We start from the raw sequence: 26,187 nt of genomic DNA on the forward strand, positions 1-26,187 counted from the left end.
CGCCGGGCGGCCGGCCGCGCGCCGCCGCCCGGCCAGGGCGATCAGCGGCGGACGACCCGGCGGGGCTTGGCCGCCTTGATCTCCGCGTACCGCTTGAGCATCCGGGAGCGGTGGTCGCGGCCGAGCGCGGTGAGGATCAGATACCCGACGGCCACCCCGGCCAGCGCGGCGGCGAGGTAGAGCCAGATCTGGGCGAAGAACAGGCCGGCGCCCCCGCCGAACGGGTTGTCGCCGACCAGCAGCGGACCGACCAGCACGGTCAGCGCCAGCGCCACCGCGACCGCACCGGCCACCTCGGGGGCCCAGCGCCCCACCGGCCGGGTCGCGCCCTCGCGGAAGACGACCACCGCGAGGATCAGCCCGACGAGCAGGAACATGCCGAGCGACACCCGGTCGGTGCCGGCGTCGTCGCCCGCGAAGGCGAGCTTGGCGATCACCCGGGCCACCACGTTGACCGCGAACAGGGCTGCCGCGAGCACCCCGATGGTGCGCCACCGATTCGTCATCGCACGCCTCCCGCCGTACCGCCCGCCCCGACGGCGGGCCTTCCCGCAGGAATATGTACCACCGTTACCTGTGTGCCGTCATCACCCGTCGTGACGACGCTGCGGCGGGCCGAGGATCTGCCGGAACGCCATCACCGCGAAGGTCATCGCGCCGGTGGTGATCATGGCGAGGCCGACCCAGTTGTCACCGGCCAGCAGCAGGTCGCCCTCGGTGGTCCGGACGGCGGCCACCGCCATCAGCGCGAACCAGGGCAGCGCCGGCAGCGCCACCGCCCACTTCCGGCCGACCGTCGCGTACGCGAACCAGCTCAGCGCGATCGCCGCGCCGATGGTGACCGGCACGGACACCCCGATCAGCTGCCCGCCCAGCCGGACGGTGGACAGCAGCAGCCCGATCAGCCCGGTGAGCACCCCGCCGACCACGGCGACCAGGCCACCGGCCACCCGCAGCGCGACGTCGAGCAGCCGTGCGCCCCGTCGGGGGGCCGGCGGGCTGGGCTCCTCCTCGACGACCGGCATCGGCGCGACGGGCGAGGTCACCGGAGACCGGCCGTCGCGACGGGTACGCGGTCCGACCCGTCCACGGCCAGCCCGGCGAACAGGTCGTCCTCCCAGCCGTACGGGCCGGCGCCCGGGCCCTTCTCCCCCGCCGCGAGGGTGAAGTACTCCACGCCCATGAACTCGGCGCCGAAGTTGCCGGCGATGGCGTAGAGCCAGGAGTTGGCCGGGATCTGGGTGGCGTGCGCCCGCATCGCCGCCTCCTTGGCGGCGTGCTGGTCAGTGCCGTCGACCCGCGCGGCGATCTGCGGGTCGGGGGTGCCGAAGGGCAGGTCGCCCGCGTCCTCGATGCCGGCGAACGGGTTGTCGGCGGACTCGGCGAAGCTGTCCATGCCGGCCTCCAGGACGGACAGCGGCAGCGCCGTCCAGTAGACCTTGGCGGGGGCGCACCCCTCGGCCGCCGCCAGCTCGACCGCGCGCATGGCCACCCGGTGCGCCTGGATGTGGTCGGGGTGACCGTAGAAGCCGTTCCCGTCGTACGTGATCATGACCTGCGGGCGGACCTCGCGCATGATCTCCACCAGGTGCCCGGCGGCCTCGTCCAGGTCGGCCTGCCAGAAGGCCCGGGGGTGCTCGTTGGTGGCCAGCCCCATCATCCCGGAGTCGCGGTAGCGGCCGGCGCCGCCGAGGAAGCGGTGGTCGGTGACGCCGAGCGCGGCGCAGGCGTCGGAAAGCTCACCGATCCGGTACCCGCCGAGCTGGTCGGCCTCGGCGGCGGCGAGCCGCGCCAACGCCGGCACGTGGATCTCGCCCTCCTCGCCGAGGGTGCAGGTGACCAGGGTGACGTGGGCGCCGGCCGCGGCGTAGTGCGCCATCGTCGCGCCGGTGCCGATGGACTCGTCGTCGGGGTGCGCGTGGACCAGCAACAGGCGGCGGTCGGGCAGCGTCGTCACGACGGTCACTCTAACCGGCGGTGCCGGCCGCCCGAGGCGTACGCGTCCAGGCAGGTCGGCCACATCACGCCCGACGCCGCTCTACGATCCGGATTGTGGACTTTCCCGAGCTGGCCGCCCGTACCCGTCGGTTCAGCCACGGGGCGCCGCGCGCCGTCTCCGTGGCCGACGACGGCTCCCGGGTGGTCTTCCTCCGCTCGGGCGGACCGGACGATCCGGCGGACGCGCTCTGGTCGCTGGAGGTCGACTCCGGCGAGGAACGGCTGATCGCGGACCCGGCGGTGCTGCTCGGCGCGGACGCCGGCCCGGCGGCGCTCGCCCCCGGCGAGCGGGCGCTGCGCGAGCGGCGCCGGCTCAGCGCCGGCGGGATCGGCTCGTACGCCCTGGACGCGGCCGGCCGGGTGGCGGTCTTCGCGCTGGCCGGCCGGCTGTTCCGGGCCGACCTGGTGCACGGGGACGTGGTCGAGGTGACCACCGTGGGGCCGGTGATCGACCCGCGGCCGGACCCGACCGGGCAGCGGCTGGCCTACGTCACCGACGCCGCCGACGGGGTCCGCCGGGGCGAGCTGCGGGTGGTCGAGGCGGACGGCACGGACACCCTGCTGGCCGGCGAGGACGGGCAGGTCACCTGGGGGCTGGCCGAGCACGTGGCGGCCGAGGAGTTCCACCGGTTCCGCGGCTACTGGTGGGCCCCGGACGGCAGGATGGTGCTGGCCGCCCGGGTGGACGAGACCCGGGTGCCGCGCTGGCACCTGCACGACCCGGCCGACCCGGCGAGCCCGCCGACCACCCTGGCGTACCCCCGGGCGGGTGGCCCGAACGCCGAGGTCAGCCTGCACCTGCTCGACCTGGACGACGGCTGGGTCGACGTGCACTGGGACCGGGAGACCTACCCGTACCTGGCGTCGGTGGACTGGGCCGACGGCGCCCCGCTGATCACCGTGCTGCGCCGGTCCCAGCAGCACGGCCTGGTGCTGGCGGTCGACCCGCGTACCGGGGAGACCCAGGTGCACGCCGAGCTGGCCGACCCGCGCTGGGTGGAGCCGATCCCGGGCACCCCGGCGCACCTGCCGGACGGGCGGGTGCTGGTCGGCGGGGAGCTGGCCCATGACGGGTACGACGCCCGCTGCCTGTTCGCCGACGGCACCCTGCTCACCCCGCCGTCGCTCTACGTGCGCCGGGTGGTGGGCCGGCTGCCCACCGGCGGCGGGCCGGCCGACCTGCTGGTCGAGGCGAGCGAGGGCGAGCCCAGCCAACGGCACCTCTACCGGGTGCGCACCACGATCGGCGGCGGGGTGGACAGCCGCCGGATGAGCGGCAGCCCCGGCTGGCACACCGCCGCCGTCGGCGGGAACGTGCTGGTGGTGGGCACCGCGTCGCTGGACGAGCCGGGCACCAACTGGTCGGTCTGGCGCGGCGACCGGGAGGTGGCGCAGCTGCGCTCGCTCGCCGCGATCCCGCCGTACGCGCCGCGCCCGATGCTGGTCCGGGTGACCGACCGGCGGCTGCCGACCGCGGTGCTGTACCCGACCGACCACGTCAAGGGCACCCGGCTGCCGGTGCTGGTCGACATCTACGGCGGCCCCGGGCACCAGGAGGTGGTGGCGGCCCGGGCGGCGTGGTTGGAGCGGCAGTGGTGGGCCGAGCAGGGCTTCGCCGTGGTGACGATCGACAACCGGGGCACCCCCGGGGTGGCGCCGTCGTTCGAGAAGGCCATCCACCGGCGGGTGGCCGACGTGATCCTGACCGACCAGGTGGACGCGCTGACCGCGCTCGCCGGCAAGCACCCCGACCTGGACCTGGAGCGGGTGGCGATCCGCGGCTGGTCGTTCGGCGGCTGGCTGGCCGGGCTGGCGGTGCTGCGCCACCCCGAGCTGTTCACCTGCGGCATCGCCGGCGCCCCGGTCACCGACTGGGCGCTCTACGACACCGCGTACACGGAACGCTATCTGGGCCTGCCGGACGACGGCATGGACGTGTACGACCACCACTCGCTGGTCGAGCTGGCAGCGGAGCCGATGATCAGCGCGCAGGAGGCCCGGCCGCTGCTGCTGGTGCACGGGATGATGGACGACAACGTGGTGGCCGCGCACACCCTGCGGCTGTCTGCGGCGCTGCTGTCCACCGGCCGGCCGCACTCGGTGCTGCCGCTGCCCGGGGCGAGTCACATGGCGGCGAGCGGCGTGTCGGAGCGGCTGCTGAAGCTCGAGCTCGACTTCCTCCGCACCCACCTGGGCTGAACGGTCTCGCCGCTGCCCTCGGGGAGGGCGACCTCGTTCATTCGTAGTGGTAGCGACACTGGGCGATCTGCACCGTGTCCTCGACGATCCGGTACACCAGCCGGTGCTCCTGATCGATGCGTCTCGACCAGAACCCCGCCCAGTTGCCTCGGAGCTGCTCCGGCTTGCCGATGCCCTGGTGGCCATTGCGCCGGATGTCCTCGATCAGGGTGTTCACCCGCTTGAGCATCTGGCGATCCCGTTGCCAGGTCAGGTAGTCCTCCCAGCCCCGGCCGGCGAACTGCACCTTCACGCCGCCGACGCCTCGCCCGGTCGGGCGTCCGGGTCGATCAGGTCGTGCATCTCCCCGCCTCCGTTGCGCAACTCATCGACGGCCTCGTTCAGCCGGCGTGCGTTGGCCGGGCTGGCCATCAGGTACGCCGTCTCCTTCAGCGACTCGTACTCCCGCAGAGAAATGATGACAGCGGCCTCGCGGCCGGAGCGGGTGACCACCACCTCCTCCGCGTCATCGACGACATGATCGAGCATCTTCGCGAGGTTCTGCCGGACTTCCGAGTAGGGAACGGTGCGCATGCTGCCTCCCAACGAAACGTACAATAAATTGTACAATACTCGCCGATGCTGCTGTTGAAGGAACTCAGGCCGCCCCGACGTTGCGCTGGCGCTGCCCCTCCGGCAGGCGTGCGATGCCATTACGGATCTCGGCGACCGTGACGGCCGTGGTGTGCAGGCCGGCGCCGGAACTTCGCCGAAGCCACGCGAGCACCACCGGCGCGGGCTCGGCCGGCATGAGTCCGGAAACGACGTCCGTGTCGAGGATGGTGATCACTCGGCCAGGCTCGCCGCGCCGGGTGGGGTGGAACGGGCAGACAGATCCAGCTCGACACCGCCGAGCCTGGCGAATCGCTCGGCGAGCGCGCTGAACAGGTCGGTTTTCGGGACGTCCTCGGCAACGGCTGCGCTGAGAATGTCCCGGATCTCGGCCTCCATGGACTTCCCGTGCTGCGCGGCGCGGATCCGCAATTTCTCGCGGACTCCGTCGTCAAGATCTCGGATGCTGACAGCAGCCACTGCTGCTCCTCCCCGACCTCCACCGAATGACAGCGATGCTAGACCGGCTCAGCTGGCAGCCTCCGTCAATCACCGGCGCGCGGGTCTCCTTGGCCGTAGTCAGGCGTCGGGGTCGAGCGCGGCCAGCCCCTGACCGGTCTGCGGGTCCCACGGGATCGACTCGTGGTCGTGCACGATGAGCCATCGCCCGTCCCGCTTGCGGCACACCAGGGTCGCGCGCACCCACATCGACACTTCGTCGCCGGACCGCAGTCGCCCCGTCACGTGGTACAGAAACGCGCAGTAGCCGAGGTCGCCGTCGGCGTCCACGTGCAGGTCGCGGATCTCGTAGCCGGGTCCGCTGGCGTAGCTGTCGAACCATGCCTCAGTCTGCGGCGCCACCTGGTCAGCGCCGCGCAGCTGCAGCGGCGGCAAGACGTTGAAGGCGAGCACGTCGTCAGCCTGCCGGGCCGCGAGCGCCGCCGCGTCGCGACGCGCCACGGCGGCCACCCGCTCCTCGATCAGTTCCCGCAGTTCCTGCTTCGCGCTGTCGCTCGACATGCCTCTCGATACCCCGGTCACCAGCAGCGCTAACGACAGCGGCTCGCCTATAGCTCCACCTATAGTTCAACGCGATCCCGGTCGCCGAGGTCGAGTACGAGGGATGGCTCGCCTTCGAGAGGAAGCGGAGAGAGGGCTGATGAGCGACTTTCACGACTGGGACGACATCCGATCCGAGCTGCACGACGGTGACGACGCCGCGCTCGACGCGGAGCGCGCCCGTACCGAGGCGTGGATCAGCGCGTTCCACCCGGCAGAGGCTGGGAGCCCGGATGCGGATCATCTTCGACTACGGCAGTGACCTCCGGCAGATCGCCTGACACAGTCACTCGGTCCGGGGTCGGCTCCCCTGGTCCAGCCGAGGAAGCGGCGGTGCAGCACGCCGGCCGGTGTCCAGGACAGGTCCGCGGTCGCCCGCACGAGATGCGAGCCGAGGTACAGCGCCAGCGACACCGGCGCGCCCGCGTACTCCGCCCGCAGCTCGCGCCGCCGGGTCGGGCACGGCCACGGCAGGCCGCAGCCGCCACAGCTCCAGGCCGGCACGACCGGCCCGTGGGCGGTCACTGCCGGCCGGCCAGGAAGCGGGCCGTGACCGCCCGGGCCTGCCGGCTGGTCGCCCACTCCACCTGCCAGCACGGGTACGGCACCAGCCGCGACCACCACGCCCGGCAACCGGCACCCATCCCGTCGAGCCCGGGTACGTGCACCGCGAGGATCGCCTCCTCCCGGGTCACCGGTCCCCCTCCGCCGGCCAGTGCCCCCGGTTGATCGGGATCCGGTGCCGGGCCCGGCACGGCAGCTCGACACCGCACCGGCAGACCCACCGCCACCGCCGCCAGCACCAGACCGGCCGATGCCGGCGGGCCAGCGTCAGCGCGGTGGCCGACAGGTACTCGTCGTACGAGACACGCCGCGCCGGCTGTCTCGTCGGTGCGTTCGCTGGTACGCCTGCCGGCTCCGGGTCACCGACCATTACGCCACCGCCGATCCGGGACTGCCCGGGTCGGATCGTCCAGCGGTACTCGCTCCGCCTCGGCCTGCGCCAGGATCCGCTGCTTCGCCGCTTCCCGTTCGATCGCCTCCGACCGCTCACCCCGACTCACGGTCGAGTTCTCGTCGTCACCGCGCATCAGCACTCCGTCCACTTGGGGCGCGGCATGACGGCCGGCACCGCGCACCAATCACGGTGACGCCGATCTGTCACCGAGCGCGACGGCACAAGACCCGACAAGGCGGTCACATGGGGGGCGACATTGAGACGACGCGCGGCTACCGTGACGAGGGTGACCGCCCCCAACACGGCACTGCGCGCCGTCCGCACCGGGATGCGCATGAGCCAGGACGATTTCGCCCGCGCACTCCAGGCCGCCGGCCACCGCGTCGGCGAACCGAACGACGCCAACAAGAGGCTCGTCCAGCGCTGGGAGTCAGGCGCGATCGCCGCACCACGGCCCGTCTACGCCCGCGCGCTGGAGGTCGTCACCGGCCTGCCCATCTCGCTGCTCGGCTTCGCCGCGCTACCCGACGGCACCGTCGTCGACGACCAGCGCGGTGGTCACGACCTCGACTCGCCGATGTCCAGCCTGGCCACGCCGACGCCGAGACCGGCCGCGGTCCACGGGTCATACGAGGGCGTGTGGCTCAGCCGCTACCAATACCATTCCAGCGGCCGGGGAGAGTCATTCGCCGGGCAGCACTTCGTGGTGGTGCTCCAGCACGGTGACCGGCTGACCGTGCGCAGCCTGCCCGGCTCGGCGGCCTCGTCGCTGTCACTGGACCTCACCGTCGACGGCGCCGTCGTCACCGGGACCTGGGTGGAGCAGACCGACCCCGCGGGCTACTACCGGGGCGCCCGGTACCACGGGGCGATCCAACTCATGGTGGAGCCCACCGGCCGACGGATGGCCGGGAAGTGGGTCGGGTTCGGCAAGGACATGGACGTCAACACCGGTCCGTGGGAGCTGACCTTTCAGGACGCCTCGACCTCCAAGGCCACCCTCGACCGGTACAACATGTCGCCCGAGTAGTCGGAGATGGCCGTGTACCGGCCGCCTCGCCCCGTCGCGTGAGGGAGCACTGGGTGAGATCGTGCCTCGATCTCCAGACTCAGCGCTGCAGACCGTCCCACGACCAGTGCGGGATGACCAGCCCCTCGGGGACGTCGTCGGCGGACTCGTGGTACCGCGACATGGTCGTGGTGGTGGCGTACGCGAAGTAGTCGTGAAGCACCTGCCGGAGCGGCTCGGCGGTGAGCCCCACGTCCACCAGGGCCTGGTCGAAGCAGGCGATGGCCCGGCGGTCCATCTCCTCGTGCGGGCCGTTGCCGCTGTGCGCCCGCACCACCGACGTCTCGTCCCCGTACGACTCGGAGAAGGTGGCGGGTCCGCCGAGGGCCTCGGCCCAGTACGCGGCGAGCCGCTCGGTGTGGTGCGGGTGGACGCCCTGGTGGAACGCGTGGCTGACGATCTCGTCGGCCATGACGCGGTCATGCCACGCCGCGGCGAGGCGGCGCAGGGCCGCCATGCCACCGGCAGCCTCGTAGACGCTCGGCATGGTTGAACTATCCCAGATCGGCGGTGTCCACGGCGTCCGTGCCGGCCGGCACGTCGTCTCACCTCATTGAGCGATATGCCTACCAGTCATAAATATGGGTCTTGTGACGTGTCTGTGGGTGGTTGGGCGCGTCGTTTGTGGCGCACGCCGTTGTCCTGCCTAGGTTCTGGCTTGTCGAAGGTCAGAACTGTGTGGGCGGGAGAACGGCGTGCGTTCTGCCAGCGTATGGGCTGGGCTGCTCGGGGTCGAGCAGGCGGTGGTTGAGGGTGTGGAGTTCGATCCGGTCGAGTCGGTGGTGGTGGCTCGGGTGCGGGTGCGTAAGGGCGCGTCGCGGCGGTGTCCGTATTGCCGGCAGCGGTGTGCCCGCTATGACGCTGGAGTTCGTCGTCGGTGGCGGGCGTTGGATCTAGGGACGGTCCGGGCGGTGATCGAGGCGGATGCGCCCCGGGTCTCTTGTCGTGTGCATGGGGTGGTCGTGGCGGCGGTGCCGTGGGCGCGTCATGGGGCGGGGCATACCCGAGCCTTTGACGCGACGGTGGCGTGGCTGGCTGTGCATACCGCGAAGTCGGCGGTGTCGCAGTTGATGCGGATCGGGTGGCGCACTGTCGGGGCGATCGTGGCTCGGGTGTGGGCCGACACCGGTGGTGTGGTTGACCGGTACGACGGGTTGCGCCGTATCGGGATCGATGAGGTCAGCTACAAGAAGGGCCACCGGTATCTGACGGTGGTCGTGGATCATGACACCGGTCGGCTGATTTGGGCCGCGCCCGGCAAGAGCGCCGCCACGTTGCATGCGTTCTTCGACGAACTCGGTCCCGACCGGGCCGCGGCGATTACCCACGTGTCGGCCGACGGCGCCGACTGGATCTCCGCAGTGCTGCGCCGCCGCTGCCCGGACGCGGTCCGCTGCGCCGATGCGTTCCACGTCGTGGCATGGGCCACCGATGCCGTGGATCGGGTCCGCCGCCAGGCCTGGAACGAGGCCACCGGTCGTGGGGCCGGTCGTCGGGGTGTCGCTGTCGGCGCGGCCAGGCAGCTGAAGAACACCCGCTGGGCGTTGTGGAAGAACCCGGAGAACCTCACCGACGCCCAGCAGGCCAAACTCGCCTGGATCGCCAAGACTCATCCCCGCCTGCACCGGGCCTGGGCGTTGAAGGAGGGCCTCCGACTGGTCTTCACCCTGGCCAAGATCAGCCCGACAGCCGCGGTGGAAGCCCTCGACCGGTGGATCGGGTGGGCTCGCCGCAGCCGCATCGACGTCTTCGTCGACCTGCAACGACGCGTCACCCGTCACCGCGATCAGATCATCGCCGCGATCGAACACGGCCTATCCAACGGCCGCATCGAGTCCGTCAACGCCAAGATCCGCCTCATCACCCGGATGGCCTTCGGCTTCCACTCACCCGACGCCCTCATCGCCCTGGTCATGCTCAGCCTCGGCGGCCACCGACCCCAACTCCCCAGAAGATGATCACCAACGACCCACGAACCCAGCACAAGACCCATAAATATGACTCGTAGGCATACCGCTCGAACTCAAGCTGCTCGCGAGGGCGATGACGGTCGGTGACGGCCACGACGATGGAAAATCGTGCGGCGTACGCCGGGACGGTGGCTAGGCTGCCGGCCGTGGGAAGAATCGTGTCGGTCAATCTGGCGGTGCCGGAGCCCAACCCGGCCAAGAGCGTCGGCATCACCGGCATCAACAAGCGGCCGGTCGACCACCTGGTGCAGGTGCGGGCGCCGGGGCCGAAGACGACCGGCCTGCACAGCGGCCTGGTCGGCGACCAGATCTTCGACGTCGAGCACCACGGCGGCGACGACCAGGCGGTCTACGCGTACGCGCGGGAGGACTACGACTGGTGGCAGGCGCGGCTGAGCCGCCGGCTCGCCAACGGGCTGTTCGGCGAGAACCTGACCACCGAGGACGTGGACGTCAACGGGGCGGTCATCGGCGAGCGGTGGCAGATCGGGCCGCGGTTGGTGCTCCAGCCGACGTTCGGCCGTATCCCCTGTGCGACGTTCCAGCACAAGATGGGCGAGCCCCGGTGGACGAAGACCTTCACCCGGGCGAACCGGCCGGGCGCGTACCTGCGGGTGCTGGAGCCGGGCGAGGTGTGGGCCGGCGATCCGCTCGTGGTGGCCGACCAGCCGGCGCACGGGGTGACGATCGCGCGGGCGTTCCGGGCGTACCTGAGCGAGCCGGAGCTGCTGCCCGAGCTGCTCGAGATCGACGGCCTGCCCGACGACCTGCGCGAGACCCTCGCCGAACGACTACCCCGTCGGCGCTAACCTGCCGTCATGGGCACCGCCGAGTTGGATGAGTTGGTCGTCGCGGACGCCGCGGCGCTGCGCGAATGGTTGTCGGCGAACCACGCCACCTCGCCGGGCGTCTGGCTCGCCCTGACCCGCAAGGGCGGCACGGTCACCACGCTGACCTGGCAGCAGGCGGTCGACGAGGCGCTCTGCTTCGGCTGGATCGACGGCCAGGCCCGCAAGGGAGACGAGCACACCTCCTGGATCCGGTTCACCCCCCGCCGGGCGCGCAGCGCCTGGTCGCAGCGGAACGTCGCGCACGTGGCCCGGCTGGAGGCGGAGGGCCGGATGACGCCCGCGGGCCGGGCCGCGGTGGAGGCCGCCAAGGCGGACGGGCGGTGGGCCGCCGCGTACGCCCCGCCGTCCGAGGCCGAGGCGCCGGCCGACCTGCTCGACGCGATCGCCGCCGTCCCCGCCGCCCAGGCCATGTTCGACGTGCTCACCAAGACCAACCGGTTCGCGCTGATCTACCGGCTCAACTCGGTGAAGCGGGCGGAGACCCGCGAGCGGAAGATCGCGGAGTTCGTCGCCATGCTGGCCCGGCACGAGACGATCTACCCGCAGAAGGCCCGGCCCCCGGCGTGACGCGCCGGATCACCGCCGGTCAGCCGGCGAGCTGGTCGCGGCGCCGGCTGAGATAGGCCCGTTCGGCCGGGTTCCCGGCCAGGCCGATGGCCCGGTCGTACGCCCTGCGCGCCTCGCCGCTGCGCCCGAGTCGCCGCAGCAGGTCGGCCCGCGCGGCATGGAAGGCGTGGTAACCGTCCAGCGGCTCGGCGAGCCGGTCGATCTCGGCCAGCCCGACCGCCGGGCCGTCCACCTCGGCGAGCGCGACCGCCCGGTTGAGCCGCACGATCGGCGACGGGTCGAGCCGTACCATCCGCCCGTAGAGGGCGGCGACGGCGGACCAGTCGGTGTCCCGCGCGGACGGGGCGTTCGTGTGGACCGAGCTGATCGCGGCCTGCAGCTGGTAGCGCCCGGGCGGGTCACCGCCGGCCGCCACCGCCTCGATCCGTTCCCGCAGCAGCGTGTTGGCCTCGCCGATCAGGGTGCGGTTCCAGGCACCCCGGTCCTGCTCGTCCAGGGTCACCAGCTCCCCGGTACGGGACAGCCGCGCCGGCCGGCGGGCGTCGGTGAAGAGCATCAGCGCGAGCAGGCCGGCCACCTCACCGTCGTCCGGGAGCAGGTCGCGCAGCAGGCGGCCGAGCCGGATCGCCTCGTCGGTGAGGTCCACGCGCAGCGGGTCGTCGCCCTCACCGGCGAGATAGCCCTCGTTGAAGATGAGATAGACGACGGCGAGCACACCGGCGAGCCGCTCCCGCACGTCGCCGGCCGACGGCACCCGGTAGGGGATGCGGGCCGCCCTGATCTTCGCCTTGGCGCGGGTGATCCGCTGCGCCACCGTGGTCTCCCGCACCAGGAAGGCGCGGGCGATCTCGGCGACGGTGAGGCCGCCGAGCAGCCGCAGGGTGAGCGCCAGCCGGGCCTCCATCGCCAGCGCCGGGTGGCAGCAGGTGAAGACCAGCCTGAGCCGGTCGTCCTCCACCGGGCCGGTCGGCTCGGGCGCGCTGTCGTCGTAACTGATCCGGGCGGCCAGGTGCCGGGCGTCGCGCTGCGACTCGCGGCGGAGCCGGTCGATCGCCTTGCGGGTCGCGGTGGTGGCGACCCAACCGCCGGGATTGGCCGGTACGCCCTCGCGCGGCCAGCGCCGCACGGCCACCGCGAACGCCTCGGCCGCCGCCTCCTCGGCCACGTCGAGGTCGCCGAAGCGGCGCGCGAGCCGGGCGACCACCCGGGCCCACTCCTCCTGGTGGACCCGGGTGATCGCCTCCTCGACGGTCGAACCGGTCACCGGCCCGACCGGGTCCCCGCTCACCCCCGCCCGGAGCGGCCGTGCCGGTCGATGCCGGGGCCAGGGAACCGGTGCACCTCCTGGGGCCAGTCGAGCGCGGTGGCGAGCCGGCCGGCCCAGTAGCGCGCCGCCTCGTCGTCCGGCACGCCCACGACGGCGAAGCCACCGAGGTGCTCCTTGGTCTCGGCGTACGGGCCGTCGGTGAAGACCGGTTTCCCGTCGACCGCTTCGACGCTGCACAGCGCCGTGGACCGGTCGAGCGCGCCGTTGCTGAAGATCAGGACGTCCGCGGCCCGCATCTCGTCGATCACGGCCCGGACGGCGACGTCCTTCTCCCGGAGCTGCTCCTCGGTGTGGCGCGGCACCCACTCGTCGTTGAAGGTGATCAGGTACTCCGGCACGCTCGCTCTCCTCTCGGTCCCGGGCGGCCCTGTCCCGAAGCCCGGTGTGCGGTGGCCCGCCGTCGGTTCCACGAACGGCGACACCCCGATACGACACCACCGGTCGGCCTTCCGCTCAAGCGTGCCGGCCCTGAGTCAGTGCTGCGCCGCCCGGCGTACGGCGCGCTCGTGGCGGTCGACCGCCCGGGCGTGCGCGACCGCGAGCAGCCGGTCCACCTCGGGCAGCAGCTGCGGCCCGGGCATCACGATGCTGCCGAAGCCGTGCAGCGCGTACCCGGGGTGCGGCACGAGGGTGTCCAGCCGGGCGAAGTCGTACTCGTGCCGGTGGGCCTCGAACTCCCCGGGCGGAAAGCCGAAGGCCCGCTCGAACTCGGCCCGGCCCAGGTCGAGGTTGAGCCGGAAGACGCCGGGCCGGTCGAGCTGGGAGGCCTCGTCGAAGCCGGGCACGTCGTGCTCGACGATGGTGGCGAACGGCTGGCGGCGATCGGGGCCGACGTAGAAGAACCGGTCGCCCCACGCGCCCTCGGGTGCGCCGTTCTCCTCGCTCGCGACCAGCTGCTCGACGCCGGGCAGCGCCAGGATGCGCGCGGCGAGCACGCTCGCGTCCACGCCGGTCGGGACGTGCAGCACCGCGTCGGCGTGCGCGACGGTGGCCTGGTCCAGCGGGAAGTAGCGGTAGTCGTGCGTCCGCCGATCGCCCACCGTCAGCTCGGCCGCGCGGACGTACCGGGGCAGGTCGTTCCGCTGCCCGAGCCTGCCCTCCCAGGTGGACGGGTCGGGCGCCGCGATGCCCAGGGCGGGGCTCGCGCCCAGGCTGCCGACCACCACCGCGTACCGGTCGCCGAGCAGCGCGGCGACGATCGCGCCGGCGCCGGCCCAGGACACCTCCGTGCCGCCCATCGTCATGCTGCTGCGCTGCCGTTGCAGGTGGGTGTTGTGCGCGAAGACCAGGGTGGGCCCGCGGTGCGCCTCTACCGACCGGATGGCCAGTAGGTTTTCCGCCATCAGCGCGTCCCGGACGGCGGCCAGCCGGGCGAAGCGCTCCGGCGGCGCCAGCGGCGCGGCGGCCGCCGCGTGGTAGCGCAGCACCGCGACCGCGGAGGTGGCCCACACGTACGCCGCCGGCCAGCCCTCGGCGCGGCCGGGCGCCCGCAGGTACAGCTCGGTCAGCAGGTCGTCGGCGAGCACCCGCAGCCGCTGCGCGTCGGCCGATTCCCCGACCGACCGGCCGGGCTCCCAGATCGCGGCCGAGTCGCTCCATCGCGCCTCGTCGCCGACCAGGTCGTCGATCTCCGCCGACCGGTCCAGGCCGAGGAAGTCGCAGACCCGCAGCAGGTACCGCCGGGGGCTCGGGGCACCCTCGATCTCCAGCGGGGCGTCGAAGCCGTGGAACGTCAGCCGCTCGGGCGCCGGCCGCCCGGCGTTCCACTCCCGCATCCGCAGCAGCAGGTCCCGGTTGGCCGGGGAGGCGCCCCACCCGTGGCTGAACCCCTCGCCGAGCGCGCGGTCGAGGGTGACGGCGGTGCAGCCCTGGACGAACTCGTCGGCGAGCAGCCCGGCGGCGCGGTCGCTCTCCACCGCGATCGACCGGTAGCCGTGTTCGGCCAGCGACAGGAGGGTGTCGTTGCGGAGCTGGAGGAAGGCGGATTCGCCGTGCGTGGGCTCGCCGAGCGCGAGCAGGGTGGGCGACCCGGCGAGCAGGTCGAGAACGGTCGTCATTGCATCAACCGTATCGTTGAACCTGCGATTGAGACTTTGCCGCTAGGGAGCACGGTGAGCACTGCGAAACCCTCAAACCCGGGGGTACGCCGGCCGGTCGACCTCGCGCGCCGGCACGGCCTCTCCGCGCAGGCCGTACGCAACTACGAGCGGGCCGGCGTGCTGCCGCCGGCCGACCGCAGCCCGACCGGCTACCGCCGGTTCACCGAGGCGCACGCCACCGCGCTGAGCGCCTACCTCGCGCTGGTGGCGGCCCACGGCTACCCGGTCGCCACCGAGGTGATGCGGGCGGTCGTCCGGGGCGAGCTCGACGCGGCGCTGCGCGCGATCGACCGAAGCCACGCCCTGCTGCTGCGGGACCGGGAGACCCTGGACGCGGTGCAGGAGGCGGTCGCCGTGCTCACCGCCGCGCCGCCACCGGCACCGAGCGGGACGCCGCTGTCGATCGGCGCGCTGGCGCACCGACTCGGCGTACGCCCGGCGACCCTGCGCAAGTGGGAGCGGGCCGGGATCCTGCGACCGGTGCGTGACCCGACGACCCGTTACCGCGTCTACTCCCCGCACGACGTCCGGGACGCCGAGCTCGCCCACCTGCTGCGCCGCGGCGGATACCGGCTCGACCACATCGCTGGCGTGCTGCGTCGGGTACGCGAGGCCGGCGGCGCCGACGCGCTCGCCGCGTCCCTGCGTCAGTGGCGGGACCGGCTCACCGCCCGCGGCCGGGCCATGCTCACCGGGGCGGCCCGGCTCACCGAGCACCTCGACGCCGACCCCACCGGACGACCGCGCTGAGGGCCGCGGGTGGGAACGCGAAGGGCCCCCTCCCGACCACGCTGTCGGAAGGGGACCCGGTCCCGCGACGGACCGCCTCAGCGGCGGGTCACTGCTTGACGTACGCGTTGACGAACGACGGGTAGCCGAACACGCTGGAGATGAAGACCCCGCCGGCCTTCGAGCCGTGCACGTGGTAAGCGACGTCGACGAAGAGCGGCACCACCGGGGCGTGCTCGGTCATGATCCGCTTGTCGAGCTTGGCCCACTCCGGGCCCTGGTCGGCCGCCGGCAGGGCCTGGATGCGGTCCATCTCGGCGTTGATCGCCGGGTCGTTGAAGTACGACTGGTTGCTGTTGCCCGTCGCCTTGATGGTGCGGCCGTCGTAGAGCACGGGCAGGATGGACGCCCCGCTCGGCCAGTCCGCCGCCCAGTTGCCGATGTAGAGGTCCCAGGGGTTGTCCCGCTTCTTGATCTCGTCGAGCTTCGCGTCGTCCGAGATGTTGCGCAGGGTGATCTTGAAGCCGGCCCGCTCCAGGTTCGCCTTGAGCTGGGCGCCCTGCTGCTGCTCGGTCGAGTTGTCCGCGACGCCGAGGACCAGCGCGGGGGTCTGCCCGCCGAGCAGCTCCTTGGCCTTGTCCGGGTTGCCGTTGGCGCCGGCCGGGTACGCGTCGTACGCCTGGTAGCCGATGGTCGACGGCGGCATCAGCGTGGTCATCGGCGCGGCGACGGTCTGCCCGCCCATCGCCTTGATCAGGCCCTCCCGGTCGATGGCGTAGTTGAGCGCCTGCCGGACCTTGAGGTCCTTGACCCGCTGGACGTTGATGACCAGCTGGTTCGCGCTCGGCGTCGGCGAGAGGATCGTGCGGTCCTTCAGCGCGGCGTCCCCGGCGACCTTGGCGACCAGCGAGGCGGGCACGGTGTTGAAGGCCAGCGCGCTCTGGTCGGCGCCGTTGTCGGCGATCACCCGGTTGTTGGCGGCGTCGGCGGTCGGGCCGAAGGTCCACACGAACTGGTCCGGGTACTGGTGGCGGACCGGGTCGGTCTTCGGGTCCCAGTTGGGGTTGCGGTCCAGGGTGAGCTGCACGCCGACCTGGTTCTTGGCGATCTTGTACGGCCCGGAGGAGAACGGCTTGGTGTCCAGGTTGACGCCGGTGTCCTTGGCCGGCGGCAGCGGCGCGGCGGTCGGCAGCGAGGCCGCGAACGGCAGGTCGCAGCGGGGCTTGGCGAACTCGAACCGCAGGGTCTTGGCGTCCGGCGTGGTCAGGCCGGGCGGCAGTGAGGTCTTGTTCTTCTTGAAGTCCCACTTGGTGTCGAACTGCGGGCTGTCGGCCAGCCACTCCTGCAGGTAGGTCGGGCCACCGGACAGGTCGGGGTCGAACGAGCGGGCGATCCCGTACGCGATCTCCTTGGATGTGATCGGGCTGCCGTCCTCGAACTTCACCCCGTCCTTGACGGTGAACTCCCAGACCTTGCAGTCGTTGTTCACGTTCTTGCCCGGCGTCTCGGCCAGGTCGCCGACCAGGACCAGGCCGCCCTTGCCGTCGTCCTTCCAGGTGGTCAGATAGCGGGCGAAGAGCGGGTTGGTCATCAGACCCGCGAACGAGTACGTCCGCTGCGGGTCGAGGTGGGAGATCGGCGACTCGCGGATGATGGTGAAGGTGCCGCCCTTCTGGGCGCCCGCCACCTCGGCCGCCGGACCCTGCGAGTCCTTGGGGTCGGTGGCGATGACCCCGGTCTGCTGCCGCTCGGTGTCGACAGTGGTGCCCTCGCCCGTGTTCTTCGTGCACGCACCCAGCGCCACCACCAGGGCGAGCGCGCCGCCTGCGGCAGCCACCACGCGTGGTCTCATGAAGTACCTCCTCGAATGGTCGGAATGTCGAACGACCCGGCTCAGCGCAGCCGGACCCGCGGATCGATGGCCGCGTAGAGCAGATCCACCAGTACGTTCGCCAGCACCACGAAGACCGCCGCGATCAGCACGGTGGCCATGATCGTCGGCAGGTCGCCGGAACGGACCGCGTCCACCGCGGTACGCCCCAGCCCCTGGATGCCGAAGGTGGTCTCGGTGATCACCGTGCCGCCGAGCGCCCCGCCCACGTCCAGACCCGCGATGGTCACCACCGGGGTGATCGCCGCGCGCAGCGCGTGCCGCCCGTACACCTGGGGTTTGGTCAGGCCCTTGGCCCGTGCGGTGCGGACGAAGTCCTCCGACAGCGTCTCCAGCATCTGCGCCCGGGACAGCCGGGCGTAGATGGCGGAGAACAGGAAGGCCAGCGAGAGCCAGGCCAGCACCAGGCCGGCGGCCCACTTGATCGGATCGTCGAGGAGCGGCGTGTAGCTGGGCACCGGCAGCCAGCGCAGCTGGTAGACGAAGACCAGCAGGAGCACCGCGCCGACGAAGTAGAGCTGCAACGAGGCCCCGGTCAGCGAGAAGCCGATGGCGACCCGGTCCAGCCAGGTGCCCCGGCGCAGCGCGGAGACCATGCCGAGGCCCACCCCGAGCAGCAACCAGAGCACGGCCGCCGGGAGCACGATGCTCAGCGTCACCGGCAGCACCCGGGCGATGGTGTCCGACACCGCCTCGTTGGTCACGTACGACCAGCCCAGGCAGGGCGCGTCGCACCGGCCGCCCTGGGCGCTGCCCAGGTCCCGACCGGCGACGATGCCCTTCATGTAGCCGGCGTACTGGCTGACCAGCGGGTCGTTCAGGCCCAGCTCGTCGCGGATCCGCTCCAGCCGCTCCGGGCTGCAGTTCTTGGGGCAGATGCCGCTGACCGGGTCGCGCGGCAGCGCGAAGAACATCAGGAACGTCAACACGCTCACCGCGAACAGGGTCAGCGCGGCCGAGCAGAACCGTTTGATCAGGAAACGCGCCATGACGGACCCCTACCGGGACGACTTCGGGTCGAGCGCGTCACGCAGCGCGTCGCCGAAGAGGTTGAAGGCGAACACCAACGCGAAGATCGTGATGCCCGGGAAGAACACGTACGCCGGGTCGGTCTGGAGGAAGTCCAGGCTGCGGTAGATCATCCGACCGAAGCTCGGGGTCTCGTCGCTGAGCCCGACGCCGATGAACGACAGCGCCGCCTCGCTGGTGATGAACTGCGGCACCGCCAACGAGAACGAGACCAGGATCGGCGCCCAGATGTTCGGCAGCAGCTCCCGGAAGAGCATGTGCCCCAGACCGGCGCCGCTGGCCCGGGCGGCCTCGACGAACTCGCGCTCGCGCAACGCGATCACCTGCCCGCGCACCAGCCGGGCCGTGCCGGTCCAGCCGAAGACGGCGAAGACGGCGATCAGCACGCCGACCCCGAAGGCGGACGACACCTGCCCCCGCTCGCCGTAGAAGCGCAGGGTGAGGGTCGGGGTCAGGGCCAGCGCGATGATCAGGAACGGCATGGCCAGGGTCAGGTCGGTAATCCAGGTGATCACCGCGTCCAGCCAGCCGCCCAGGTAGCCGGCGAGCGCGCCGAGCACGATGCCGATGGCCGCGGTGATCAGCGCGGCGGCGATCGCGATGAACAGCGAGGTCCGCAGCCCGTAGACCAGCCGGATGAAGATGTCCCGGCCCAGCCCCGGCTCCAGCCCGAACCAGTGGCTCCCGCTGACCCCGCCGGCGTAGCCCAACGGCATGCCGAACCCGTCCAGCAGCTGCTGGAACTGCTCGCGCGGGCCGACGCCGTACGCCAACTCGATCAGCGGCGCGGCGAGCCCGAGCAGCATGAAGAAGACCAGCAGCACGCCGCTGACCGTCGCCGTCCGGTCGCGGCGCAGCCGCAGCCAGGCGAGCTGCCCTGGTGAGCGCCCGACGACACCCCTGCCCGTCGGCCCGTCCGGGTTCGCGCCGGCTTCGATCTCGGCGAGCGCCACCCCCTCGACCGGCGACACGCTCATCCGGACACCTCCTCGACGCTCGCGCCCGGCGCGGCGACGAGCCCGCCGTCCTCCGGGAAGTGGCAGGCCACCGCCTGGGCGCTGCCGTCGCGGGGCACCAGGGCGGGTTCGTCGGTGGCGCAGACCTCGCGGGCCTTCGGGCAGCGGGTCCGGAACCGGCAGCCGGACGGCGGGTCGAGCGGGGTGGGCACGTCGCCGGCCAGCCGGATCCGCGGGCCGCGGCCGGCCAGGTCGGGCACCGCCGACAGCAACGCCCGGGTGTACGGGTGCCGGGGCCGCTCGTAGATGTCGGCCCGGTCGCCGATCTCCACGATCTTCCCGAGGTACATCACCGCGACCCGTTGCGAGAAGTGCCGCACCACGGCCAGGTCGTGGGCGATGAACACGAACGCCAGGTCCAGGTCGCGTTGCAGCCGGCGCAGCAGGTTCACCACCTGCGCCTGGATGGACACGTCCAACGCCGACACCGGCTCGTCCGCGACGATCAACTTCGGTCGCAGGGCCAGGGCGCGGGCGATGCCGATCCGCTGCCGCTGCCCGCCGGAGAACTCGTGTGGATACCGGTTGTAGTGCTCCGGGTTCAACCCGACCAGCTCCAGCAACTCCCGCACCCGGGCCTTCACCCCGCCCGGCGGGTCGATCCCGTTGACCCGCAACGGCATCGCCACGATCCGCCCGACGGTGTGCCGGGGGTTCAACGACGCGTACGGGTCCTGGAAGATGATCTGCAGCTCCTGCCGCAGCGGCCGCAGCTCGCGCCGGCCCAGCCGGGTGATGTCCCGCCCGGCGAACTCGACGCTCCCGGCGGTGGGCTCCAACAGCCGCACCAGCATCCGCCCGGTGGTCGACTTCCCGCAGCCGGACTCCCCCACCAGCCCCAGCGCCTCCCCCGGCCGCACGTCGAAGTCCAGCCCGTCGACCGCCCGCACCAGACCCCCGCTACGGAAGCCGGTGCGCACCGGGAAGTGCTTGCTCAGCCCGCGCACCCGCAGCAGCGGCGTGCTCTCCTCGCTCACCGGACCACCTCCACCTGGGCCGCACCCTCGGCGCGCAGCAGCGTCCGCTGGTCGGCGGAGAGGTGGCAGGCGACCAGGTGACCGGCGGCGCCGGCCGGCCGCAGCTCGGGGACCTCGGTGCGGGAGCGGTCGCCGTTGCGACCGGCGTACCGGCAACGCGGGTGGAACGCGCAGCCCGACGGCAGGTCGATCAGCGACGGCGGGTTGCCGGGCACGGGCACCAGGTCCGCGTCGGCGTCGCCGTGCAGCGACGGCACGCTGGCCAACAACCCCCAGGTGTACGGATGCTGCGGCCGCCGCAGCACCTGCTCCACGCTGCCGCGCTCGACGGCCCGCCCGCCGTACATCACCAGCACGTCGTCGGCCACCTGGGACACCACCCCGAGGTCGTGGGTGATCAGCACGATCGCCGAGCGGAACTCCGCCTGCAGGTCGGCGAGCAGGTCCAGGATCTGCGCCTGCACGGTCACGTCCAGCGCGGTCGTAGGCTCGTCCGCGATCAGCAGGTCCGGGTCGTTGACCAGCGCCATCGCGATCATCACCCGCTGCCGCATCCCGCCGGAGAACTCGTGCGGGTACTGGTCGTACCGCCGCGCCGGCTGCGGGATGCCGACCCGGCCGAGCATGTCCACCGCCCGCCCGCGCGCCTCCCGCCGGCCCGCCTTCGGATGGTGCGCCCGGTACGCCTCGGTGATCTGCCGCCCCACCGTGTAGTACGGGTGCAGCGCGGACAGCGGGTCCTGGAAGATCATCGCCATGTCCCGGCCGCGCAGCCGGCGTACCTCCTCCTCCGGCAGGCCGACCAGCTGGCGGCCGCCGACGGAGATCTCGCCGGTGACGGTGGCGCGCTTCGGGTCGTGCAGGCCGAGGACGGCCAGCGAGGTGACGCTCTTTCCCGAGCCGGACTCGCCCACGATGCCGAGGGTGCGGCCACGCTCCACGGTGAACGAGACGCCGTCGACCGCGCGGACCTCACCGTCCTCGGTCCGGAACCGCACCCGCAGGTCCTCCACCCGCAGGTAAGGCCCGTCGTTCGGACTGTCCACGGCCACCTCCCCTGAGCCGTAGAGAACCTACAACAGAATCAAGGAGGTGAAAATAAGCTACAGCTGCCGGAGCTGCCGCGGCACAGCCTAGCGGCTCGACACCGCCACCGATGCCCGCCCGCCGTCGCCCGGTCGTAACCTCGTCGTCACACCGGGAGTGCGACCATGGCAGTGGCGACCGCGTGAGAATGCCCAGCGACACGAGGTGGAGGTGACCATGAGCGCGGCAGTGTTCGACAGCCACGTCGGCCCGTGGACCGAGGAGGAGTACCTCGCCCTCGGCGAGACGTCCCACCGCGTCGAGCTGTTCGACGGGAGCCTGCACATGACCCCAGCCCCCACCCCACGCCACCAGCGGATCTCCCGCAAACTCGGCAACATCCTGGAAGCGGCGACCGAGCCGGTCGATCTGGAGCTGCTGGAAGGGGTGAACGTCCGGCTCAATCCCGGTCGCATCGCGATTCCCGACCTCGTCGTCACCGAACCGGTGGACCTCGACAAGCTGATGATCGACGCCCCCGCCGTCCGGCTCGCCTGCGAGATCATCTCGCCGAGCAACGCCGCCACGGACAAGGTGCTCAAGATGCACTACTACGCGGCCGCCGGGATCGAGTGGTACCTGCTGGTCGAGCAGGAGACCGGCGCCATGCGGCTGTTCCGCCGGCGAGGCCGGAACTACGCCGAGCACGCGGCCGTGAAGCGCGGTGAGACCCTGGAGTTGACCGAGCCGGTGCGCGCGACGATCCGGCCCGAGGATCTCGTCCCCTGACAGATGTCGGTGGGCTCGCCTAGGGTCGGGCCCATGAGTGACCCCAGGCGAACGACCCGTCACCGTGGACCCGTGCCGGCATGAGCGAGTTCGATGCGGCGTCCGCCGCCGTGCAGGCCGCGCTGGACGCCGGGGCCCGCTACGCCGACGCCCGGGTGATGCACCGCCGCTACGAGTCGATGTCGGCCCGCAACGGGGCGATCGAGGAGCTGACCCAGGACGAGAGCGTCGGGCTGGGCGTCCGGGCGCTGGTCGGGTCGAGCTGGGGCTTCCACGCCGTACCGGAGCTGTCGGACGCCGCGGCCCGCGACGCCGGCCGGCGCGCCGCGGTGATCGCCGCCGCGAGCGCGCGGGTGCCGGGCCCGCCGATCGACCTGGTGCCGTCGGCGCCGACGGTGGCCAGCTGGGCGTCCGGCTGCGAGATCGACCCGCTCGGGGTGGCCCTGTCCGACAAGGGCGACCTGCTGGTCCGGGCCACCGAGACGATCCGGCAGCACGGCGCCGACCTGGCCGAGGGGCTCTACCAGATCTGGGACACCGCCAAGTGGTTCGTCTCCAGCGAGGGGCACCGGATCGACCAGCGGATCCGCGAGTGCGGCGGCGGCATCTCGGCCACCTCGATCGGCGACGGCGAGACCCAGCGCCGGTCCTGGCCCAGCTACCGCGGCCAGTACGGCACCACCGGGTGGGAGCTGGTCGAGTCGCTGGAGCTGACCGAGCACGCGGCCCGGATCGCCGAGGAGTCCCGCGCGCTGCTCACCGCGCCCGAGTGCCCGACCGGCGAGACCGACCTCATCCTGGGCGGCGAGCAGCTGGCCCTGCAGATCCACGAGTCGGTCGGGCACGCCATCGAGCTGGATCGCATCCTCGGCTGGGAGGCCGCCTTCGCCGGCACGTCCTGGCTCGACCTGGCCCAGCTCGGCTCGCTGCGCTACGGCTCGGAGCTGATGAACGTGACCATCGACCCGACCATCCCCGGCGCGCTGGGCAGCTTCGGCTTCGACGACGAGGGGTCCCCGGCGGTCGCCCGGGACGCGGTCCGCGAGGGCCGCTGGGTGGGCGTGCTCGCCGGCCGGGACTCGGCCGCCGTCGCCGGCCTGGACTACGGCGGCAGCGTACGGTCCGACGGCTGGGCCCGGCTACCGATGGTGCGGATGACCAACGTCGGCCTGGAGCCGGGCCCGCACACCCTCGACGAGATCATCGCCGCCACCGACGACGGGGTGCTGATGGACATCAACCGGTCCTGGTCGATCGACGACAAGCGACTGAACTTCCAGTTCGGCTGCGAGATCGGCTGGGAGGTCAAGCGGGGTCGGCGCGGCCGGATGCTGCGCAACCCCACCTACACCGGCATCGGCCCGCTCTTCTGGCGCTCGATGGACATGCTCTCCTCCGAGATCACCCCCTGGGGCACGCCGAACTGCGGCAAGGGCCAGCCCGGCCAGACCGGGCACACCGGCCACCCCGCCGCGCCGGCGCGCTTCCGGGGCGTCCGGGTGGGGGTGCGGGCATGACCGAGCTGGACATCGCCGCGCAGGTGGTGGAGCTGGTGCGCCGGCTCGCCGGGCCGCACGCACAGGCGGAGGTCGAGGCCGTCCGGCACGACCTGGCGCTGACCCGGTTCGCCAACTCGGCCATCCACCAGAACGTCGCCGAGTCCGGCGTCGCGGTGCGGCTGCGGCTGCACGTCGACGGCCGGACCGCGGCGGGCGGCGGCAGCCTGGTCGACCCGGACGGGCTGCGCGCCCTGGTCGAGCGCACCCTGGCCGCCGCCCGGCTCTGCCCACCCGACCCGGCCTGGCCGGGGCTCACCCCGCCCACGCCGGTGCTCTCCAGCGGCGTGCTCGACGAGGCCACCGCGCACGCCGAGCCGGACGCCCGGGCCGAGCGGGTACGCGCCTTCGTGGACGCGGTGGGTGGCCTGGAGGCGGCCGGCTACTGCCGCACGTCGTACCGCTCCGGCGCGTTCGCCAACTCGGCCGGCCACTCGGCGCACGGCCGGGCGGTCGAGGCGGCGATGGACGGGATCGCCCGGGCCGGCGGCGCGGACGGGGTGGCCCGGCTCTGCGCCGACCGGCTGGCCGACCTGGACGGTGTCGCGCTCGGTGCCCGAGCTGCGGCCAAGGCCCGCGCCGCGGCCGAGCCGGTCGAGCTGCCGCCGGGCCGCTACCAGGTGGTGCTGGAGCCGGCCGCCGTCGCCGACCTGCTGCACAACCTCGCCTGGTACGGCTTCAACGGCAAGCGGTACGCCGAGCGGCAGAGCTTCGCCGAGCTCGGCGCCGCCCAGTTCGACCCGGCGGTGACCCTGGTCGACGACCCGCTGCACGGCGCCGTCCTGCCGTACGACCTGGAGGGTGTCCCGCGCCGGGCGCTGACCCTGGTCGAGGCGGGCCGCACCGCGGCGGTGGCGCACGACCGGCGCAGCGGCGCCGAGGCGGGCACCGGCTCCACCGGGCACGGCACGGCGGGCGCCGCCACCTTCGGCCCGATCCCGCAGAACCTGCGCCTCCTCCCCGCCACCGAGGCGAGCACCGGCACCGACCGCCCCACGACCGGCGGCACCGCAGGGCCCGACGCGGCCGGCGGCACGGCCGTCGACGCCGGAGGGCCCGGCGCGGGTGCGGCGGGCGCGGTGGCCGATCCGGACACCGCCGCCCTGGTCGCCGGCGTGGAACGCGGCCTGCTGGTCAGCGACTTCTGGTACACCCGGGTGCTTGATCCGAAGAGCCTGGTCATCACCGGGCTGACCCGCAACGGGGTGTGGCTGGTGGAGGACGGGGTGCCGACCCGGGCGGTGCGGGACTTCCGCTTCACCGAGTCGTACCCCCGGGCAATGGGACCGGGGGCGGTCACGGGCATCGGCCGGCGGGCGGTCCGCCAGCCGGACCGGATGCCCGGCGCCTGGTGGGACGCGCCGCCGCTGCGACTCGCGGCGTGGAACTTCACCGGCGGCGCGTCCGGCTGACCGCCGCCGACGGCCCGACCGGGACCCGTCCACATATTGATCATGGCGGAGGTCTTTCCAACCTGCGGGACACACGGGACACTGCGTTGCGCGGCCCCGGCCGTGGAGATCGGCGTAACGTGTGTCACTTAGCTGCGCCGATCTCTCGGTGCGGTCGTTGGTGCGCACAGACGTGGCAGTGGACCCGTGTCCCCACCGGTCCGCTGGCCGACCGGAACGTGATCCGCCGCCCGCGAGGGCCCCGTCAGGGAGACGACGCGAATGACATCAACGGCAACGAGGCCGCGGGGAGCGCGGGCGCGCGCCGCGATCGCGGCGAAGACGTTGCGGACGGACCGGTGGTGGTTCGCCCCGCTGATCACCGTCATCGGGCTCAGCGCCTGGGTGGCGTACGCGACGGTCCGGGTCTTCATGCACAGGTGGTACTGGGTGGACCAGTACCACTACCTGACGCCGTTCTACTCCCCCTGCGTCACCGAGCGGTGCGTCGAGGGCTCCTCGCACTTCGGCAGCTTCCTGCCCGGCTGGTGGATCATCCCGGACGCGGCCCTGACCCTGCCGTTCCTGCTGCTGTTCCGGCTGACCTGCTACTACTACCGCAAGGCGTACTACCGGTCGTTCTGGCTCTCGCCGCCGGCCTGCGCGGTGCCGGACGGGCACCAGTCCTACAGCGGTGAGACCCGGTTCCCGCTGCTCGGTCAGAACCTGCACCGCTACTTCTTCTACGCCGCCGCGATCATCTCCCTGATCAACACCTGGGACGCGATCTACGCGTTCCACTCGCCGAAGGGCTTCGGCTTCGGGCTGGGCAACATCGTCCTGCTGGTCAACGTGGTGATGCTCTGGGCGTACACCATCTCCTGCCACTCCTGCCGGCACATCATCGGCGGCCGGCTGAAGCACTTCTCGAAGCACCCGATGCGCTACAAGGCGTGGACGGGTGTCTCCTGGCTGAACGTCCGGCACATGCAGCTCGCCTGGATCACCCTCGGCACCCTGGCCCTCACCGACTTCTACGTGATGGCCGTGGCCGCCGGCTGGTTCAACGACCTGCGGTTCATCAACTAGAGGGCG

General features: G+C 72.4%; 29 protein-coding genes and 1 pseudogene. 11 read left to right on the top strand and 19 right to left on the bottom strand.

All coding sequences use genetic code 11. The features are described 5' to 3' along the window. Window positions 1-41 precede the first annotated feature (41 nt). The 3 genes from ACFY3U_RS19140 to mshB form a co-directional block, all read right to left on the bottom strand. Window positions 42-506, bottom strand: a complete 465-nt coding sequence (locus ACFY3U_RS19140) for a hypothetical protein (RefSeq protein ID WP_387203138.1) — start codon at window positions 504-506, stop codon at window positions 42-44. Between the two features lie 81 nt (window positions 507-587). Then, a complete protein-coding gene (locus ACFY3U_RS19145; protein WP_387203140.1) occupies window positions 588-1,025 on the bottom strand; it encodes a hypothetical protein in 438 nt (145 codons plus the stop codon). A gap of 17 nt (window positions 1,026-1,042) precedes the next feature. After that, window positions 1,043-1,966, bottom strand: coding sequence for an N-acetyl-1-D-myo-inositol-2-amino-2-deoxy-alpha-D-glucopyranoside deacetylase (mshB, locus tag ACFY3U_RS19150; protein WP_387203143.1), 924 nt, complete (start codon window positions 1,964-1,966; stop codon window positions 1,043-1,045). Window positions 1,967-2,052: 86 nt separating this feature from the next. On the opposite strand from mshB, the gene ACFY3U_RS19155 reads away from it, so the two are divergent. Then, on the top strand, window positions 2,053-4,197 hold the full coding sequence (locus ACFY3U_RS19155; protein WP_387203146.1) for a prolyl oligopeptidase family serine peptidase: 2,145 nt from the start codon (window positions 2,053-2,055) through the stop codon (window positions 4,195-4,197). A gap of 37 nt (window positions 4,198-4,234) precedes the next feature. Here ACFY3U_RS19155 and ACFY3U_RS19160 read toward each other — a convergent pair whose 3' ends face one another. From ACFY3U_RS19160 to ACFY3U_RS19180, 5 genes are all read right to left on the bottom strand, one after another. Further along, the gene (locus ACFY3U_RS19160) at window positions 4,235-4,489 is read right to left on the bottom strand and encodes a Txe/YoeB family addiction module toxin (RefSeq protein WP_387203148.1); all 255 of its coding nucleotides are present in this window, start codon (window positions 4,487-4,489) and stop codon (window positions 4,235-4,237) included. Continuing rightward, a complete protein-coding gene (locus ACFY3U_RS19165; RefSeq protein ID WP_387203151.1) occupies window positions 4,486-4,770 on the bottom strand; it encodes a type II toxin-antitoxin system Phd/YefM family antitoxin in 285 nt (94 codons plus the stop codon). Before ACFY3U_RS19165 ends, ACFY3U_RS19160 begins: the two co-directional genes overlap by 4 nt. 64 nt (window positions 4,771-4,834) lie before the next feature. After that, on the bottom strand, window positions 4,835-5,026 hold the full coding sequence (locus ACFY3U_RS19170) for a hypothetical protein (protein ID WP_387203154.1): 192 nt from the start codon (window positions 5,024-5,026) through the stop codon (window positions 4,835-4,837). After that, complete coding sequence (locus tag ACFY3U_RS19175; RefSeq protein ID WP_387203157.1) at window positions 5,023-5,268, bottom strand: Arc family DNA-binding protein; 246 nt, start codon at window positions 5,266-5,268, stop codon at window positions 5,023-5,025. Before ACFY3U_RS19175 ends, ACFY3U_RS19170 begins: the two co-directional genes overlap by 4 nt. A 99-nt stretch (window positions 5,269-5,367) precedes the next feature. Then, the gene (locus ACFY3U_RS19180) at window positions 5,368-5,808 is read right to left on the bottom strand and encodes a YybH family protein (RefSeq protein WP_387203160.1); all 441 of its coding nucleotides are present in this window, start codon (window positions 5,806-5,808) and stop codon (window positions 5,368-5,370) included. Between the two features lie 139 nt (window positions 5,809-5,947). Here ACFY3U_RS19180 and ACFY3U_RS19185 point away from each other — a divergent pair, with 139 nt between their 5' ends. Next, a complete protein-coding gene (locus ACFY3U_RS19185; RefSeq protein WP_387203163.1) occupies window positions 5,948-6,109 on the top strand; it encodes a hypothetical protein in 162 nt (53 codons plus the stop codon). 259 nt (window positions 6,110-6,368) lie between these two features. Here the strand turns inward: ACFY3U_RS19185 and ACFY3U_RS19190 are convergent. Beyond that, window positions 6,369-6,737: pseudogene (locus ACFY3U_RS19190) on the bottom strand (hypothetical protein); the annotation flags it as partial. Window positions 6,738-6,770: 33 nt separating this feature from the next. Further along, entirely contained in the window at window positions 6,771-6,938 is a 168-nt protein-coding gene (locus ACFY3U_RS19195) for a hypothetical protein (RefSeq protein ID WP_387203165.1), read from the bottom strand. A gap of 195 nt (window positions 6,939-7,133) precedes the next feature. Between ACFY3U_RS19195 and ACFY3U_RS19200 the strand changes: the two genes are divergently transcribed. After that, window positions 7,134-7,835: an XRE family transcriptional regulator gene (locus ACFY3U_RS19200; RefSeq protein WP_387203665.1), complete on the top strand. Its 702-nt coding sequence runs from the start codon at window positions 7,134-7,136 to the stop codon at window positions 7,833-7,835. 79 nt (window positions 7,836-7,914) lie between these two features. Here ACFY3U_RS19200 and ACFY3U_RS19205 read toward each other — a convergent pair whose 3' ends face one another. Further along, on the bottom strand, window positions 7,915-8,361 hold the full coding sequence (locus tag ACFY3U_RS19205) for an oxidoreductase (protein WP_387203168.1): 447 nt from the start codon (window positions 8,359-8,361) through the stop codon (window positions 7,915-7,917). Window positions 8,362-8,569: 208 nt separating this feature from the next. Here ACFY3U_RS19205 and ACFY3U_RS19210 point away from each other — a divergent pair, with 208 nt between their 5' ends. The 3 genes from ACFY3U_RS19210 to ACFY3U_RS19220 all read left to right on the top strand — a co-directional run bounded on the left by ACFY3U_RS19210 (window position 8,570) and on the right by ACFY3U_RS19220 (window position 11,262). Next, complete coding sequence (locus ACFY3U_RS19210) at window positions 8,570-9,832, top strand: ISL3 family transposase (protein ID WP_387203171.1); 1,263 nt, start codon at window positions 8,570-8,572, stop codon at window positions 9,830-9,832. Window positions 9,833-9,990: 158 nt separating this feature from the next. After that, entirely contained in the window at window positions 9,991-10,653 is a 663-nt protein-coding gene (locus ACFY3U_RS19215) for an MOSC domain-containing protein (RefSeq protein WP_387203173.1), read from the top strand. A gap of 9 nt (window positions 10,654-10,662) precedes the next feature. After that, entirely contained in the window at window positions 10,663-11,262 is a 600-nt protein-coding gene (locus ACFY3U_RS19220; protein ID WP_387203177.1) for a YdeI family protein, read from the top strand. 19 nt (window positions 11,263-11,281) lie between these two features. On the opposite strand, the gene ACFY3U_RS19225 is transcribed toward ACFY3U_RS19220, so the two are convergent. From ACFY3U_RS19225 to ACFY3U_RS19235, 3 genes are all read right to left on the bottom strand, one after another. Further along, a complete protein-coding gene (locus ACFY3U_RS19225) occupies window positions 11,282-12,526 on the bottom strand; it encodes an RNA polymerase sigma factor (RefSeq protein WP_387203180.1) in 1,245 nt (414 codons plus the stop codon). 20 nt (window positions 12,527-12,546) lie between these two features. Continuing rightward, entirely contained in the window at window positions 12,547-12,927 is a 381-nt protein-coding gene (locus ACFY3U_RS19230) for a YciI family protein (RefSeq protein ID WP_387203183.1), read from the bottom strand. 135 nt (window positions 12,928-13,062) lie between these two features. After that, window positions 13,063-14,646: a DUF6194 family protein gene (locus ACFY3U_RS19235; RefSeq protein ID WP_387203186.1), complete on the bottom strand. Its 1,584-nt coding sequence runs from the start codon at window positions 14,644-14,646 to the stop codon at window positions 13,063-13,065. Window positions 14,647-14,700: 54 nt separating this feature from the next. Between ACFY3U_RS19235 and ACFY3U_RS19240 the strand changes: the two genes are divergently transcribed. Beyond that, entirely contained in the window at window positions 14,701-15,438 is a 738-nt protein-coding gene (locus tag ACFY3U_RS19240) for a TioE family transcriptional regulator (protein WP_387203189.1), read from the top strand. An 88-nt stretch (window positions 15,439-15,526) separates the two neighbouring features. Here the strand turns inward: ACFY3U_RS19240 and ACFY3U_RS19245 are convergent, their stop codons facing one another. From ACFY3U_RS19245 to ACFY3U_RS19265, 5 genes are read right to left on the bottom strand one after another with little or no spacing between them, the layout of a single operon-like run. Then, window positions 15,527-17,269 (bottom strand): ABC transporter substrate-binding protein, encoded by a 1,743-nt coding sequence (locus ACFY3U_RS19245; RefSeq protein ID WP_387203192.1) that lies wholly within the window; start codon window positions 17,267-17,269, stop codon window positions 15,527-15,529. A gap of 41 nt (window positions 17,270-17,310) precedes the next feature. After that, window positions 17,311-18,297: an ABC transporter permease gene (locus ACFY3U_RS19250; protein WP_387203195.1), complete on the bottom strand. Its 987-nt coding sequence runs from the start codon at window positions 18,295-18,297 to the stop codon at window positions 17,311-17,313. Window positions 18,298-18,306: 9 nt separating this feature from the next. Further along, entirely contained in the window at window positions 18,307-19,314 is a 1,008-nt protein-coding gene (locus tag ACFY3U_RS19255) for an ABC transporter permease (protein WP_387203198.1), read from the bottom strand. Then, a complete protein-coding gene (locus ACFY3U_RS19260) occupies window positions 19,311-20,330 on the bottom strand; it encodes an ABC transporter ATP-binding protein (RefSeq protein ID WP_387203201.1) in 1,020 nt (339 codons plus the stop codon). The genes ACFY3U_RS19255 and ACFY3U_RS19260 overlap by 4 nt, the downstream gene beginning before the upstream one ends. Continuing rightward, window positions 20,327-21,382 carry an ABC transporter ATP-binding protein gene (locus tag ACFY3U_RS19265; RefSeq protein ID WP_387203204.1) on the bottom strand — a complete coding sequence of 352 codons (1,056 nt, stop codon included), beginning with the start codon at window positions 21,380-21,382 and terminating at the stop codon, window positions 20,327-20,329. Before ACFY3U_RS19265 ends, ACFY3U_RS19260 begins: the two co-directional genes overlap by 4 nt. 211 nt (window positions 21,383-21,593) lie before the next feature. Between ACFY3U_RS19265 and ACFY3U_RS19270 the strand changes: the two genes are divergently transcribed. From ACFY3U_RS19270 to ACFY3U_RS19285, 4 genes are all read left to right on the top strand, one after another. Next, the gene (locus ACFY3U_RS19270; RefSeq protein ID WP_387203207.1) at window positions 21,594-22,145 is read left to right on the top strand and encodes a Uma2 family endonuclease; all 552 of its coding nucleotides are present in this window, start codon (window positions 21,594-21,596) and stop codon (window positions 22,143-22,145) included. A gap of 80 nt (window positions 22,146-22,225) precedes the next feature. Beyond that, a complete protein-coding gene (locus ACFY3U_RS19275; RefSeq protein WP_387203210.1) occupies window positions 22,226-23,662 on the top strand; it encodes a TldD/PmbA family protein in 1,437 nt (478 codons plus the stop codon). Continuing rightward, window positions 23,659-25,113, top strand: a complete 1,455-nt coding sequence (locus ACFY3U_RS19280) for a TldD/PmbA family protein (protein WP_387203213.1) — start codon at window positions 23,659-23,661, stop codon at window positions 25,111-25,113. Before ACFY3U_RS19275 ends, ACFY3U_RS19280 begins: the two co-directional genes overlap by 4 nt. 261 nt (window positions 25,114-25,374) lie before the next feature. Further along, window positions 25,375-26,181, top strand: a complete 807-nt coding sequence (locus ACFY3U_RS19285; protein ID WP_387203215.1) for a hypothetical protein — start codon at window positions 25,375-25,377, stop codon at window positions 26,179-26,181. Window positions 26,182-26,187 lie beyond the last annotated feature (6 nt).

Source organism: Micromonospora sp. NPDC000089, from assembly GCF_042899365.1.
Taxonomy (GTDB): Bacteria; Actinomycetota; Actinomycetes; order Mycobacteriales; family Micromonosporaceae; genus Micromonospora.